Origin of the sequence: Rhizobium sp. H4 (assembly GCF_003013335.1) — a bacterium.
Taxonomy (GTDB): domain Bacteria; phylum Pseudomonadota; class Alphaproteobacteria; order Rhizobiales; family Rhizobiaceae; genus Rhizobium; species Rhizobium sophoriradicis.
This window is the reverse complement of record NZ_PSOW01000004.1, coordinates 43939-58716: the sequence shown is the minus strand read 5'-3', so window position 1 is coordinate 58716 and position 14778 is coordinate 43939. Positions and strand designations below refer to the sequence as shown.

General features: G+C 61.8%; 11 protein-coding genes. 4 read left to right on the top strand and 7 right to left on the bottom strand.

From position 1 onward, the window contains the following. Positions 1-288 precede the first annotated feature (288 nt). Entirely contained in the window at positions 289-849 is a 561-nt protein-coding gene (locus C4N04_RS07125; protein WP_106795695.1) for an N-acetyltransferase, read from the top strand. Positions 850-899: 50 nt separating this feature from the next. Here the strand turns inward: C4N04_RS07125 and C4N04_RS07120 are convergent, their stop codons facing one another. After that, positions 900-2861, bottom strand: a complete 1962-nt coding sequence (locus tag C4N04_RS07120; RefSeq protein WP_106795694.1) for an elongation factor G — start codon at positions 2859-2861, stop codon at positions 900-902. Positions 2862-3080: 219 nt separating this feature from the next. Here C4N04_RS07120 and C4N04_RS07115 point away from each other — a divergent pair, with 219 nt between their 5' ends. Both C4N04_RS07115 and C4N04_RS07110 read left to right on the top strand, forming a co-directional pair. Next, on the top strand, positions 3081-4133 hold the full coding sequence (locus C4N04_RS07115; RefSeq protein ID WP_106795693.1) for an HNH endonuclease domain-containing protein: 1053 nt from the start codon (positions 3081-3083) through the stop codon (positions 4131-4133). Between the two features lie 82 nt (positions 4134-4215). Then, on the top strand, positions 4216-4515 hold the full coding sequence (locus tag C4N04_RS07110) for a hypothetical protein (protein WP_106795692.1): 300 nt from the start codon (positions 4216-4218) through the stop codon (positions 4513-4515). 100 nt (positions 4516-4615) lie between these two features. Here C4N04_RS07110 and C4N04_RS07105 read toward each other — a convergent pair whose 3' ends face one another. From C4N04_RS07105 to C4N04_RS07080, 6 genes are all read right to left on the bottom strand, one after another. Next, positions 4616-5986 (bottom strand): alpha-glucosidase/alpha-galactosidase, encoded by a 1371-nt coding sequence (locus C4N04_RS07105; RefSeq protein ID WP_106795691.1) that lies wholly within the window; start codon positions 5984-5986, stop codon positions 4616-4618. Between the two features lie 24 nt (positions 5987-6010). Beyond that, complete coding sequence (locus tag C4N04_RS07100) at positions 6011-7678, bottom strand: ABC transporter ATP-binding protein (RefSeq protein WP_086156553.1); 1668 nt, start codon at positions 7676-7678, stop codon at positions 6011-6013. 10 nt (positions 7679-7688) lie between these two features. Then, positions 7689-8825 carry an ABC transporter permease gene (locus C4N04_RS07095; RefSeq protein ID WP_086156552.1) on the bottom strand — a complete coding sequence of 379 codons (1137 nt, stop codon included), beginning with the start codon at positions 8823-8825 and terminating at the stop codon, positions 7689-7691. Position 8826: 1 nt separating this feature from the next. Continuing rightward, positions 8827-9834, bottom strand: coding sequence for an ABC transporter permease (locus tag C4N04_RS07090; protein WP_106795857.1), 1008 nt, complete (start codon positions 9832-9834; stop codon positions 8827-8829). Positions 9835-9994: 160 nt separating this feature from the next. Next, positions 9995-12082: an ABC transporter substrate-binding protein gene (locus C4N04_RS07085; protein ID WP_086156550.1), complete on the bottom strand. Its 2088-nt coding sequence runs from the start codon at positions 12080-12082 to the stop codon at positions 9995-9997. A 124-nt stretch (positions 12083-12206) separates the two neighbouring features. Then, complete coding sequence (locus tag C4N04_RS07080) at positions 12207-13673, bottom strand: alpha-glucosidase/alpha-galactosidase (RefSeq protein ID WP_106795690.1); 1467 nt, start codon at positions 13671-13673, stop codon at positions 12207-12209. A gap of 244 nt (positions 13674-13917) precedes the next feature. Between C4N04_RS07080 and C4N04_RS07075 the strand changes: the two genes are divergently transcribed. Then, the gene (locus tag C4N04_RS07075) at positions 13918-14760 is read left to right on the top strand and encodes an AraC family transcriptional regulator (RefSeq protein WP_106795856.1); all 843 of its coding nucleotides are present in this window, start codon (positions 13918-13920) and stop codon (positions 14758-14760) included. Positions 14761-14778 lie beyond the last annotated feature (18 nt).

Genomic DNA, 14778 nt, shown 5'->3' with positions numbered 1-14778 from the left:
TAGGTCTGGAGCGAGATCGATCCTCGAATTGGATCCTCGGGATATTCGTGGCCGTCGGCAGTGAGAGCCGTCATCCGTTCCGAATTGAACTTGAGCAGGCATTCCGCAACTTCCTTTCGCTCCTGTCGAGGGCCAGAATGGACCGAAGCGAAGCCGGAACCGCTGAGCCCGCAGCAACCGGTGTCGCTCCCACGCCATCCGGGTTACGATGCGTGGCTGAGAACGGGTGTAGGCGCCTAGTCCGACCACCTAACTTAGGAGGCCAGTGTGAGCCCAACAGTGAGATTGATGGCCGCGGCCGAGGAAGATCTTGCGGTCGAAACGGTGTTGTTGGCGTTTGCAGCCGATCCTATGGCGCGATGGACCTGGCCCAATGCACACCAGTACCTTGCGGCCATGCCGCGAATGATCCGGGCGTTCGGGAGCAGCGCCTTCTCCAACGGAAGCGCCTTTTGCACCGACGGTTACGCCGGGGCGGCGCTGTGGCTGCCGCCCGGGGTGCATTCTGACGAGGAAGGACTTGGCGCGGTGCTCGCAAGCACCGTTGCACCCTCTCTCACCCCCGAAACCACGGTCATATTCGAGCAGATGGCCACGTATCACCCGACGGAACCACATTGGTATCTGCCCCTGATCGGCGTCGACCCGGCGCATCAAGGCGAAGGTCACGGCGACGCCTTGATGGTGTACGCACTCGCAAGGTGCGATCGCGATAACGCGCCAGCCTATTTGGAATCCTCGAACCCGCGCAACATTCCGTTCTACCGGCGCTACGGTTTCGAACCGCTCGGCGCGATCCAGGCCGGGTCATCGCCGACGCTCGTGCCGATGCTGCGGCCGCCCCATTGAGCTCGGTTCGATCCGACCGTGCTTGGGCGCCTTGAAGTGCCGCCAACATTTCAGTGGGCGGTGCCCGCTTTCTCCTTTGCCCTCAGGATGGCGTCCGCTTCCTTGCCGTATAGTTCCTCGAAGTGATCGAAGTTCTTGGAAAAATAGCCAATGCCCTGCGTCGCCGAGCGCAGCGCCCGCGCCAGATCTTCAAGTGCGCCGCCCGGAACGAGCGCCCGGAAGATGTCCCATCCCTTGGCGGTTTCATCACGGTCGAAGCCGAGAACCTGGCCGTTGAGAGCGGCAACGATCTGGACGAGGCTGCCTGAATAGACCGACGGGATGTGGAACTCGGTGCGGAAGACCGGCTGCATCAAGACGGGGGATCCTTCAGAAAGCGCCTGTCGCACCCCCATTTTCGACGCAGTCCGGAAGGCGTGTTCCGAACTGTCGACGGCATGGTGCTGACCATCCAACAGCGTTACGCCGACATCGATGACTTCGAAGCCCAGGGGTCCTTTCTCCATCGCTTCGCGCGCGCCCGCTTCGACGGCGGGGAAGTAATTGCGCGGAACGGCGCCGCCCTTGACGGTTTCGCCAAAGGTGAAGCCCTGGCCGCGCTCGTTGGGGTGAATGCTCAACTTCACATCCGCGAACTGCCCGGCGCCGCCGGTCTGTTTGCGATGGCGGTAATGAACCTCCGATGGTTTGGCGATCGTCTCGCGGTAGATCGGGCTGGGCGTCCGCTCGGTCACGGAGATGTGAAAGACTTCGGCCAGCGTTCGGCAGAGATCACGCAGATGCACCGGCCCTTGGGCGCGGACGAGTTGAGCGCCCGTGCCTTCCTCCTGCAAGACTTTCAGACCGCGATCCGTCTCGGAAAGTTTCGCCAGCGTTTCGGAAAGTTTGTTTTCATCGCGCTCGCTGCCCGGAACCAGGATCCTTTCAAGCATCGGCGTGGGCGGTTCCGTCCACTCAGGCGGGGCGACCACCGCGCCGGAGGCCAACAGCGAAGGGACGGGCAGGTGGTCGGACTTGACGGTGGCGAAGACATCCCCGGGTGCCGGCAGAACCGCCGAATTGGACCGCCCGTTTGCGAGATTTTGGACGGCGCCGAGGCCGGAGCCGCCGAGAGATGCGCCTTGCCGCAGTCCCTCGCCAAGTGCGCGCACCAGCACCGTCTTGCCGACATTCTGGCGATGATAGGCATGGAAGCTGACGGCCACCAGCTTGCCTTCATCGACAGTTCCCGTTTGAGCGAGACGCTGCCGAAGAACCCCCACCGGCGGCGCCTCGTGGCGCAGCGCCTTCATCAGCCTCATCATGCCGTTGCCGTGACTTGCAGCACCGATCAGCACCGGGATAATCCTGTTTTCCCTGAGAACCCGTGATGAAATGGCATAGAGCGCGTCGCTGGATGGCTCTCGGTCCTCGATCAGTTCCTCGAGAAGCCAGTCGTCAAATTCGGACAGGTGTTCCAGGAGTTCGGTGCGCGCTTCGTGCTCGCGTTCGGCAGTGCTTTCGGGGATTGCGATCAGCGCCGAAGGCTGGCCTTCCCGATAGCGCCACGCCCGCTCCGAAATTAGATCGCAACTGCCAATGATCCTGTCCCCCTCGCGGATCGGGATCTGGCGAAGCAAAAGGGTGTGGCTGGCGTAGTCTTGAAGCGCGGCGATCACGTCCCTCAACCGCCCTCTCGGTTCGTCCATCCGGTTGACGAAGAGGATGCAAGGCGTCCCCGAGGCTTCGACGATCCTGAGATAGGGCGCGGCGAGCACGGCCTCCTCGGGTGCCGATGAAACGCACAATATGCAGGCGTCGCTGGCAAGAAGCGCGTGCTGCGCATGCGCCAATGCTTCGTTGGGTCCTGGCGCATCCAGTGCACACCACGCCTCGTTTCCGAAGGTGAACTCTGTCAGGTTCAATCCATAAGGGGAGCTGGATTTTCTCGGCGTCCCCTCCAGTGAGCCGAGCTTTTCCACGACTGTCGATTTTCCGGTCTGCGAGGGTCCAAGCACGGTAAAGCAACGCATCGGCCTTCCTCCAACTGCCATAAAACACAATGTTCAGCCATCATAGGATGCCCTGAACCGCTGCAAGGCGCCAGAGGTGTTCAGTTTCACAACGCTTTTGGCCAGGACTTGCATTTATCGTCGTGTGTTCTGGGCGGGCCGGAGCGTTCTTTCTCGCCCGCTCTATTCAAATCTGAATGGATGGAATACGCTGATCTTGACTGAGCCGTGGAGGTGCTGTTGACACTGCCTGATAAGGGGCCCGTCCATGGAGAGCTCCTCGGACAGACCCTCGACCACACGACTGCTTCTTACAAGATAGTTCTCGTCAAGGCGATTCTCCGCCATGTGCAGGCAGGAGGATCCGATTTCGTTCCGTTCGATGCCCTCCTGCGCAGTATCCTCGAGTCAATCTGGATACCCGTCGCCCGCTTCCGTCACACGCTCGGTCAGACCGACCAGCTCTCCCAGCTCCTCGATGCTGTTCCCGAAGACGTTCGTCTCTACGGCACATTTCAGCAGGCGCTCCCGCATCTTGATCTCGGGCGACAGACGCAGGAGCGGATTTTCCGGTGGCCGCTTTCGGTTTTTCTCAGACCCTGGTTCCATGTCGCCGGCAGGAAGCCGCCGCTTGATGTAAAACTGGGACGAACAGCCATCTCAAGCGCTGCGTGCGCGATCTATCTGCCTTACGATGTGGAGACAGACGGCCTGAGGCTCGACCGGACATTCAAAGGATATGTGGCTAGCAACATGGCTCTCCTCGATGGATGGGCCGACATGGCATACATAAATTACTTGCAGCGGCGCAACCCGAATGTGCCCGCGATATCGCTCAAGCTGCGGGAGGAGGAAAGGCCGGGTCTCCGGAACCAACGCCTATTCTGGAAGAACGCGATGCGGAAGACATCCTCCACATGTCTCTACACAGGGACGCCACTAGATCCCGAGAACTTTCATCTCGATCACTTCGTGCCGCGCCGCTTCGTGGCCCACGACAGACTGTGGAACCTCGTTCCCGTCGTGCCGGAAATCAACCTCAGGAAGGGCGTGGGCGTGCCAGATCCTGGCCTGATACCGTCCGTCGCCCGTGCACATCTTAGCGCCCTGAAGGCAGCATTCGACGCTTCAATACCGAAGATGGAAGACATGAGGGAAGAATATCTTGACGATCTTGGAATAACGTCCGAGACCTTTGCGGATCCCGTGGCGTTCGAAGCAGCCATGCACGAGACACTGCAGCCGCTGGTGAATCTCGCCCGGAAACGTTTTCCCGACTGGCGGCATTCATGACAGAGAGTCCATAAAGTTTGGGTTGACCGCTGTCGATGACGAAGCAACACTTGCCCCAGCAGCAAGGCAGGAGGAAAAATCGATGGATGACCCAGACCGCTGGCGCAATATGGCAACCGCACCGAAGGACGGCAGTCGGATCCTGGTGACGATCCGGGCGTCCGAGCAGGGGCCGGCGGAAGTTGATCTCGCCTATTGGTCGCATGGAGATCAATTCGCGGGAGAAGGCTGGCGCGCCTCGGATTCCTCGCCCGGGCACATCATCGAATATGCCGAGCCGGAGTTGAAGTGTTGGATGCCGATGCCATCGGCCAATCGCACCTCGATGCCTTCGCCCTGGGAAGGCGATGACGACGAGCAGCTCGATGGGTCGGGGATTTAGAGTTTTCGGCAAATAAATGCCGACAGGCGCCTCCAAGCAAAAGCCCCGCGGTCGTTGCCACACCGCGGGGCTCCTTGATGCCTAACCCGGGAGAAAGAGGTCAGGCGGCCTGGACTTTCTTCGATGTGCGGGCCCATTCCGGCAGCCAGTCGCCGTGGGTGGCGAGCAGGTCGTCGACCAGCGACCAGATCTGGTCGAGGTCGAGTTCGGCGGCCGTGTGCGGGTCCATCATCGCGGCGTGGTAGATGTGCTCGCGATTTTCCGTCTTCAGCGCCTGCACCGTCAGCTCCTGCACGTTGATATTGGTGCGGATCAGCGCGGTCAGCTGCGGCGGCAGGTCGCCGATGAAGGTTGGCTGGATGCCTGAGGCGTCGACCAGGCAAGGCACTTCGGCGGCGCAATTGTCCGGCAGCGAGGTGATGCAGCCATTGTTGCGGACGTTGCCGTAGATCACCGAGGGTTCGCCGGTCCAGACCGAGTTGATGATCGAGGAGGCATATTCCTTCGACGGCTGAACCTCGATCTTGTCGGCGCTGCGATAGGCTTCCGCCTGGCCCTTCCAGCGCTCGATCTGCTCGATGCAGCGCTTCGGATATTCATCGAGCGGAATGCCGAATTTCTCGATCAGGTCCTCGCGGCCCTCCTTGATGAAATAGGGCGTGTATTCGGCGAAATGCTCCGAGCTTTCGGTGACGAAATAGCCGAGCCGCGTCAGCATCTCGTAGCGCACCTTGTTCGGGCAGCGCGGATTCCAGCCGGGCTTCGGCGCCCTGCCCTCACGATAGGCGCGCAAAAGATCGGGATACAGGTTGCGGTAGGAGCCGTCGGCCTGGCGATGCTCGAATTTGAGATAGAAGGCCATGTGGTTGATGCCGGCGGCGCGGTAGCGGATTTCCTCGTAGGGAATGTCGAGATCGTGGGCGAGCTCCATCGCCGTGCCCTGCACCGAGTGGCAGAGGCCGACCTGGCGAATGGTCGGGTATTTCTCCGCAATCGCCCAGGTGTTGATCGCCATCGGGTTGACATATTGCAGCATGATCGCTTGCGGGCAGACGGCGAGCATATCCTCGCAGACCTTCCAGAGATGCGGCACGGTGCGCAGGCCGCGCATGATGCCGCCGACGCCGAGCGTGTCGGCGATCGTCTGGCGCAACCCGTATTTCTTCGGCACCTCGAAATCGGTGACGGTGCAGGGCTCATAGCCGCCGATCTGGAAGGCGACGACAACGAAATCGGCGCCGGCCAGCGCCTTGCGCTGGTCGGAATAGGTCTCGGCCCTGGCCTTGACGCCGAGCGTCGAGATCAGCTTGTTGACGACGATGGCACTTTCTTCCAACCGCTGCGGATTGAGGTCCATAAGGGCGATCGTTGCGCCCGAGAGCGCCGGACGCTGCAGCACGTCGCCGATGATGTTCTTCATGAAGACGGTGGAGCCTGCTCCGATGAACGTGATTTTGGGATTTGCAGCCATTATAACCTCCGGCATGCGGGTCAATCATGCTACCTCGAAAGCGGCCTTGACGAGCCGTTCGGTGTAGGCGGTCTTGGGATGGGTGAGAACTTCGTTGACGGGACCTTCCTCGACGATCTTGCCATGCTGCATGACGATGACGCGGTGGCAGAGCGCCCTGACGACCTTGAGGTCGTGGGAGATGAAGAGGTAGCTCAAGCCCCGCTCGTCCTGCAGCTTGCGCAAGAGTTCGATGATCTGCGCCTGGACGGAGAGGTCGAGGGCCGATGTCGGTTCGTCGAGCAGGATGAATTCCGGCTCCAGCGCGATGGCGCGAGCAATGGCGATGCGCTGGCGCTGGCCGCCGGAAAATTCATGCGGGAAACGCGAGAGGATATTGCCGGGCATGCCGGCGGCAACAAGCGCCTCGCGCACCCGGTCCTGCCGCTCGGCCCTGGTGGCGCCGAGCCGGTTGACGACGAGGCCTTCCTCGATGATCTGGCCGATCGTCATGCGTGGGTTGAGCGATGAGAACGGATCTTGAAAGACGATCTGCATGCGAGCGCGGAAGGGGCGCATCTCGGCGCGGGAGAGGCCGTGGATCGGCTGGCGGTCGAAATGGATTTCGCCGGCCTGCGGCGTGTTGAGCCGCAGGATCGCCTGGCCGAAGGTGGTCTTGCCGGAGCCGGATTCGCCGACGAGACCGAGCGTCTCGTGGCGGCGCAGCGTCAGGCTCAGGCTGTCGACGGCGACGAGTTCGCGCATCTCCGGCTTCAGGAAAGTGCCGTGGCGCATCATGAAGCCGACGCGCACACCCTTGGCGTCGAGGATGATATCGGATCCCTCCGGCAGCGGATTGGCCTGGCCGCGCGGTTCGGAGGCGAGCAGGTGTTTGGTATAGGCGTGCTGCGGATTGGCAAACAGCGCTTCGGTGACATTGTGCTCGCGCACTTCGCCATGCTGCATGACATAGACGTAGTCGGAGAACTGCCGCACCACCGTCAGGTCGTGGGTGATGAGGATGACCGCCATCCCCAACTCTTTCTGCAGGTTGCGGATCAGGTTGAGGATCTGCGCCTGCACGGTGACGTCGAGCGCCGTCGTCGGCTCGTCGGCGATCAACACATCGGGATCGTTGGCGAGCGCCATGGCGATCATTACACGCTGGCGCTGACCGCCGGAAAGCTGATGTGGATATTGCATGAGCCTAGCGGCGGGATCGGGGATCTGCACATGTTCCAGCAGTTCCAGCGCCCGCTTTTGCGCATCCCTGCGGCTCATGCGCCGATGCACGCGGATCGCCTCGACGATCTGGCTGCCGATCGTATAGATCGGGTTCAGCGAGCTCATCGGCTCCTGGAAGATCATCGAGATCCGGTCGCCGCGCAGCTTGCGGCGGGCCCGCTCGGAGAATTTCAGGATATTGCTGCCGTCATAGGAAACAGTCGATTTGTCGGAGACGACGGCACGTTTCGACAAGAGCCCCATCACCGTGCGCGCCGTCACCGATTTGCCGGAGCCGGATTCGCCGACGATGGCGATCGTCTCGCCGCGATAGAGCTGGAAGGACACGTCCTTGACGGCTTCGACCATGCCATGCTCGACCTTGAAATTCACCGCCACGTTGCGCGCATCGATGATCGGCGTTTCCGACCGGCCATCATGGTCATGACGGACGGGTGGGGCGAAGGAATTGACCAGGGAAAGAGCCATATCAATCACCTCAATAGGGGTCGACAGCATCGCGCAGTCCGTCGCCGAGCGCATTGAAGGCGAAGACGGTGACGAGCACGAAGCCGACGGGGGAGAGAATCCAGGGATAGGAACCGATGACCGAGTAGGTCGCCGTATCCTGCAGCATCAGCCCCCAGGAGATCAGCGGCGGCTTGACGGCAAAGCCTAAGAAACCGAGGAAGGATTCCAGGAGCACGACGCTCGGTATGGCCAGCGTCACCGCGACGATGACGTGGCTCATCACATTCGGGAAAATATGCTGCATGATGATGCGCCGGTCGGTGGCGCCGACGGCCATCGCCGCCCTCACATAGTCGATGCGGGCGAGCGCCAGGGTCTTGCCGCGCACCTCGCGTGACATCTGCGCCCAGCCGAGCGCCGACATCACGACGATCACGAAACCGAGGAAGACATTGGTCGGCGCCGTCACCGGGATCAGCGAGGTCAGCGCCAGATAGAGCGGCAGCTGCGGGAAGGCGAGCACCAGCTCGACGAAGCGCTGCAGCCAGATATCGAAGGTGCCGCCGAAATAGCCCGACACCATGCCGACGGTCGTGCCGATCAGGGTGACGATGAAGACGACGGTCAGCGCGATCATCAGCGAGATGCGCGAGCCGATGATGGCGCGCGACAGCACATCGCGACCGAACTTGTCGGTGCCGAGGAAATGCACCGGCTGGCCGTCGGTCGAGCCGAAGAAGTGGCGGTCGGCCGGAATGAGGCCGAACAGCTTGTATTCGGCGCCCTTGACGAAGAAGCCGAGCAGGCGCGGATTGTCGTAATCCATGCCGACGATCGGCTGGAAGGTGACCGGGTCGAGCTCCTCGGAATCCGAAAGCGCATAGACCCGCGGCTGGAAGACGAAATTGCCGTCCTTGTCGTGGAAGCTCATCACCTGCGGCGGCGCGAAGCCGACATCGGTCGCCTTCGGATCCATCGGCGCGAAGAAATCGGCAAAGACCGCCATCAGGAGCAGCAGCCCGACGAGTACCAGCCCGGCCATGCCGGTCCAGGAGCGCCGCAGCCGGCGCCAGACGAGCGCCAGATAGCTCTCATTGCCGTGCGGAGGCTTCTTGATCGCGCGCTCGGTTGTCGGAGGCGTGTCGGAAGAGTCGAAGGCAAGCATCTCAGGCTCCTCCGAATTGGCGGACGCGTGGATCGAGCAAGGCAAGCAGCATGTCGGCGATGATATTGCCGACGATCAGCGTTGCCGACAGCACCATCATGAAGGTCGCGGTGACGTAGACGTCGCCGACCGCCATCGAGCCGACGATCGCCGGCCCGACGGTCGGCAGCGCGAAGATGATCGCGGTTTCGATCTCACCGGTCAGCATGTAGGGCAGCACGACGCCCTGATACATGACAAGCGGATGCAGCGCGTTCGGCACGGCGTGGCGCATCACCACCGCCCCGCCCGTAAGACCTTTGGCCTTGGCGGTTTCGACATATTGGGCATTCAGCGTGTCGAGCAGATTACCGCGCATGACGCGCATATTGTAGGCAAGCCCGCCGAAGGTGGCGATCGCTACAACCGGCCAGACATGGCGGACGAGATCGACGAATTTCGCCCAGGACCAGGGCGCGCCGCCATATTGCGGCGAGAAAAAGCTGCCGATCTCGGAGACGTTGAACTGGAAGACCAGGAGATAGACGATGATCAGCGCCATCAGGAAGCGCGGCACTGTCATGCCGAGGAAGGAAATTCCCGAAAGCAGGCTGTCGATCCAGCTGTACTGGCGCGTCGCCGCCCAGATGCCGAAACCGATGCCGAGCACGGAAGCGAAGATGTGGCAGACGAGGGCCAGCAGCAATGTCCGCGGCAGGCGCTCGCCGACGACGTCGGCAACCGGTTTGTTGTAGAACATGCTGTAGCCGAAATCGCCGCGGGTGACGATGCCGCCGATCCAGTTGACGTATTGCACGACCAGCGGCTTGTCGAGGCCGTGCTCGACCCGGTAGGCCTGCGCCTGCGCTTCGGCCTGGGCGTAGGAGGCGCCGCCCTGGTTGATCAGCTGGGATCTTATGTAATCGGCATAGTCACCGGGCGGAGCCTGGATGATCGCGAAGGTCACCACGCTCAGGATGAACAGAACGGGGATCGCGGAGGCTATGCGCACGAGCAGGAATCGTAACATCGGACGGTCCGCTTCTCCTTGCTGCCAGTCGCTCCTTGTCGGCGCGGCCGGCTTGTTGGTCATATCAGGCCGCGCGCCACGCGCGGCCTGACTCTCGCTTCAGCTGGGAGGGAACTTTTTCCCGCACGTCGCACGAGGTGCGACGTGCGTTTTTTTCACATTAGTTGATCGGACCCTTATCGCCGGGCTTGCCGGGCAGCTGCTCGGGGAACAGCTCGTATTTGCCCTGCTTGTCGGCGGCCACCCACAGGCGTTCGCGGATCACCGAATCTTCAGCCCAGTTGAACATGAAGATCGGTGTGCCCTGGGGGACGTTCGAGAAGCGCTTGTTGATGATGAGCGCGCCCGGATATTCCGTCAGTCCGACGGTGTTGACGTGCTCGGTCGAGATCTTCTGATACTGCTTCATCAGATTGACGCGCTCGTCATTGTTCTGGCTCGTCGTAAACTTGTTGACGACGTCGACCAGTTCCTTTTCGAAGGGCATCAGATCGAGCTGATCATCCTTGCCGGCGCGATGCTGCCAGCTGGTGCGCGGGCCGACCGGGGCGAGCTGCTCGGTATTCTGCACCACCGACGACAGTTCCGTGGTGTTGCGCTGGATCAGCCAGTCGAAGCGGCCGGCATAATGCGCATCGTCACGCTTGGCGCCGTCGAGTGCATTGAGGACGATCTTCAGCCCGAGCTTCTCCATCTGGCCGACCACACCTTCGGCAAGGCTCTTGTCGGTCGTGTACTGATTGTTGACCAGCATGACGATTTCGACATTCTTGCCGCCCGCCGTGCCGGCCGGGAAGTTCACGATGCCGTCGCCGTCGGTATCCTTGAGGCCGGCCTTAGCAAGCTCGGCCTTGGCGCCCTTGAGATCGAAGGGATAGTAGACGGTGGAGTTGCGGTCGTAGAAGCTGGTGCCGGAGGAAAGCCCGCCGGGATAGATCGCCGTGAACGGCCCCTTGACCAGCGAGTCGCCGATCGCCTTGCGGTCGAGCGCCATGGTGACGGCCTTGCGGAAGTCCTCGTTGCGGTTGAGCTCGCGGATCGCCTGGCCGCGCTCATCCGGGTTGCCCCAGCCATTGGCGGAGAAGTTCATCCGCAGGTTATAGCCGATCAGGCGCGGCCCGAAGGCAAGCCGGGCCGGCGCGGTCTTTTCGGCGGCCCGCTTCAGCGAGGCGACGAAGTTTTCCGGCTGCTCGAGGTTGGAGATATCGGCGGAGCCTGCCACGGCCTGAACGTCGCGATCGGCCCAGGTCGAGAGCTTGTAGTGCAGCTCGTTGAGATAAGGCAGCTGGTTGCCCTTCTCATCGACCTTCCAGTAATAGGGGTTGCGGCGCAGCACGATGATGTCGTCGGAGCGATATTCCACCGGCACCCAGGCGCCCATCACAGGCATGTTCATATATTCCGGCGGGAAGGCGTTTTTGAACTGGTCGTAGGTGTTCTTCGAGTATTTCGGGTGCTGGGGCTTCAGGATATGCGACGGACCCGGGCAGAAGTTCGGATAGGCCATCGTGTAGAGATATTGCTTCGGGAAGGCCTCCTTGAAGGTCCATTCGACCGTGTAGTCGTCGATCTTCTTCAGCGTCGTGCCGACACCGAAAGCCTCAGGCGATGCGCCGCCGCCGAGCGGCGAGACGTTCGGGTCGATCACTTCGTCGTCCCAGTAGAACATGATGTCGTCGGCATTGAAGGGCGCGCCGTCCGACCATTTGGCGCCTTCGATCAGATGCATGGTCAGCTTGTGGCCGTCCTCGGACCAATCCCAGCTCTTGGCCAGGTTCGGCAGCGGCTCGGTGTCCTGGGCTTTCACCTGGAACAGCGGCGCGGTGCGCGTCAGGCATTCGGATAGACCGATATCGATGCCGCCCCAGCCCTGCGTCTGGCCGGCGCCGTAGTTCCAGCCTTCCGGCCGGCCGCCGATGACATGGCGCATCGTATCGCCGTAGACGCCGACGCCATCGGGCATATTGCCCGTCTTGAAGACCATCGGCTCCTTCGGCAGACGATCCTTCACGGGGGGAAGCTTGCCGGCGGAGACGAAATTCTTCGTCACCCAGTCGGGCTCGTGATATTCGGGCAGCGCCTTGAACTCCAGAATGGAGTCGCGCGCGACATAGTTGATCTTGCCTTCGGCCGGAAATTCCGGCGGCACCGGCGGCACGGTCGGTTCGGAAGCATGGGCATGCAGCGCCAAGACCGAGACGCCGAGCGCCAGTCCGGCCAGAATGCCTGCTTTGCGGAAATTCATCATCGTTTCTCCCTCTTGTTTCGGAGCACGGGGGCAGCCGGCTCCTTTCTCCTCGAACGGCGTGACGGCGGGTTGATGTCATGGATTTCCCTCCCGGAAATCCATGACGACCCATCCTTCACGTAAATCAGCCGGCCTGTTTCAGCGCCGCCTTTTCCGCGCGCAGTTCCTCGATCGAGCGGACGCTGCGGCGTGCGGCCCCGGCCCAGTCTCGGGTCTGCACCTTGGATTTCGACAGCCGCTCCTTGGCGGCCGGCACGGCCTCGGCATATTGCGGCAGCCAGCGCGCTTGGGCAACGACCATCTCGTCGACCATCTGCCAGACCTCCTCCGGCGTCGAGACGGCGCCGACCAGCGGATCGTGCAGCACGGCAAGCTTCAACAGATCGATGTCGCCGGAGATCGCGGCATGCACCGACATGCGCTGGACGTTGATCGAGGCAATGCAGGTGGCCGCACAGGCTTCCGGCAGGGTGACGCCGGAGACCATGTTGATGCCGAAGCGGTCGACGAAGCCCGGCGATTCGATGATCGCATCGGCCGGCAGGTTGGTGATGACACCATTGTTCTTGACGTTGAAATGGCCGCGATAGACCCGGTTGGTCTCCAGCGCCTCGAGAATATGGCTCGCATGTTCGTTCGAGCGCTTGGCCGGATCGATCGGCTTGCCGGCGGATTCCAGGAATTGCGGGAATTCCGTCTCGAACCAGTTGCGCGTTTCGGTGGAATAGCGGAGATAACCGCCGGTCTCGCCGTGGATCCAGTCGGACATGTCGATCCAGCGGGTAATTTCCTCCGGCCGCTTGCGGTACCAGGGTAGGTATTCCGAAAGGTGGCCGTTGCTCTCCGTCGAATAGACGCCGAAACGCTTCAGCACGTCAATGCGCAGTTTCTCCTGCTGCGAATAGACGGGATGCGCCTCGAAGGCGGCCACCAGCTCGTCCTTGCCGATCTTGCGGCCGTTGAGGCGCAGGTCGATGAACCAGGTCTGGTGGTTGATGCCGGAGCAGACATAGTCGAGCTCGCCAAGCGATTTGGCGCCGAGCACCTCGGCGATCTGTTCGGCGCCGTGCTGGACGCCGTGGCAGAGACCGACGGTGTCGACCTTGCCGTATTCGATCGCCGCCCAGGTGTTCATCGCCATCGGATTGGCATAGTTGAGGAATTTCGCGCCCGGCTCGGCGACCTCCCGGATATCCTTGCAGAAGTCGAGGATGACGGGGATGTTGCGCTGGCCGTAGAGAATGCCGCCGGCGCAGATCGTATCGCCGACGCACTGGTCGATGCCGTATTTCAGCGGGATTCTAATATCGTCGGCATAGGCCTCGAGCCCGCCGACGCGCACGCAGCTGATGATATAGCGCGCCCCTTCCAGCGCCTGGCGCCGGTTGGTCGTCGCCGTCACCTTGGTCGGCAGCCCATTCGACTCGACGATGCGGTCGAGGATCGCCTTGATCATTTCGAGATTGTGTTCGCTGAGATCGGTCAGCGCGAACTCGACGTCGCGGAACTCCGGCACGCACAATATGTCGGTGAACAGCTTCTTGGTGAAACCGACGCTGCCCGCACCGATGATAGCGATTTTGAAACTCATGATCTTCACCTCGACCCAATGGAATGCTAGAGAAAAGATGGTTGTGAGGGATCAGGCCGCATGCCGGCGCATGTGGTTGAAAAAGCCGTAAAACCTGCCTGTTTTCCTCCCGGCCGCCGTATCGGCCGCGTTCTCCTCTTTTTGTTGAGCGGGATTATGCCCGAATCCGGCGGGCCGACCAGAGAAGGATTATGCTTTCAGGGGTAATTTTGTGCTGCAGGATTTGATCGCCAACGGACAGTCGATGAGGACGGTTTCGCTGCCCCGCGGCCGCCAGCGTCTGCACGCCATGCCGACCAGCGCCGGCTATGAAGTGCGGGAGAACGAAACCTATGACTGGGACGGTCGACGGCGCGGCCAGACGCCCTTCACGGTGCTGCAGCACACGATCAGCGGCAGCGGCCGGCTGCGCTATTTGAATCGCAATTATCGCCTCCAGGGCGGCGACACGCTGTTGGTGCTCGTCCCGCACAATCACCGCTACTGGCTGGAGAAGGGCGAACGCTGGGAGTATTTCTGGATCTCGATGAATGGCGAGGAAACCCTGCGCATCCACCAGCTGGTGCTGTCCACCGCCGGCCCGGTCTTGAAACTGCAGCCTTCGACCATCGATCATCTCGCCGATTGCAGCCTGCGCCTCGTCAAGGGCGCGACCTCGCCGGGCGCCGCCTCGGCGATCGCCTATGAAGCGGCGATGGCGCTTTATGACGACGTCTTCGGCTCATCGGCCTTTGCCGCCGAGCTCAGCCTGATGCAGCCGGTGATCGACCATATCAATGCCAATCTCGACAAGCCGCTGCCGGTCAATGAACTCGCCGCCATCGTCGGCCTCAGCCGCGCCCATTTCTCCCGCAGCTTCGCCGAGAGCGAAGGTGTGCCGCCGGCCGAATTCGTGCTGCAGCAGCGGCTGCAGCGCGCCGTCAAGCTGCTGACCAAGGCGGACTTCCTGCCGGTCAAGGAAGTCGCCATCATGTGCGGCTTCGAGGACGCCAATTATTTCTCGAAGGTCTTCCGCCGCGTCTACGGCACCAATCCCACCGAATTCCGCACGACTGGCATGTATGCCAGCATCGGCCGGCCGAAATAGCGCCGGCCGCCCCGCCGC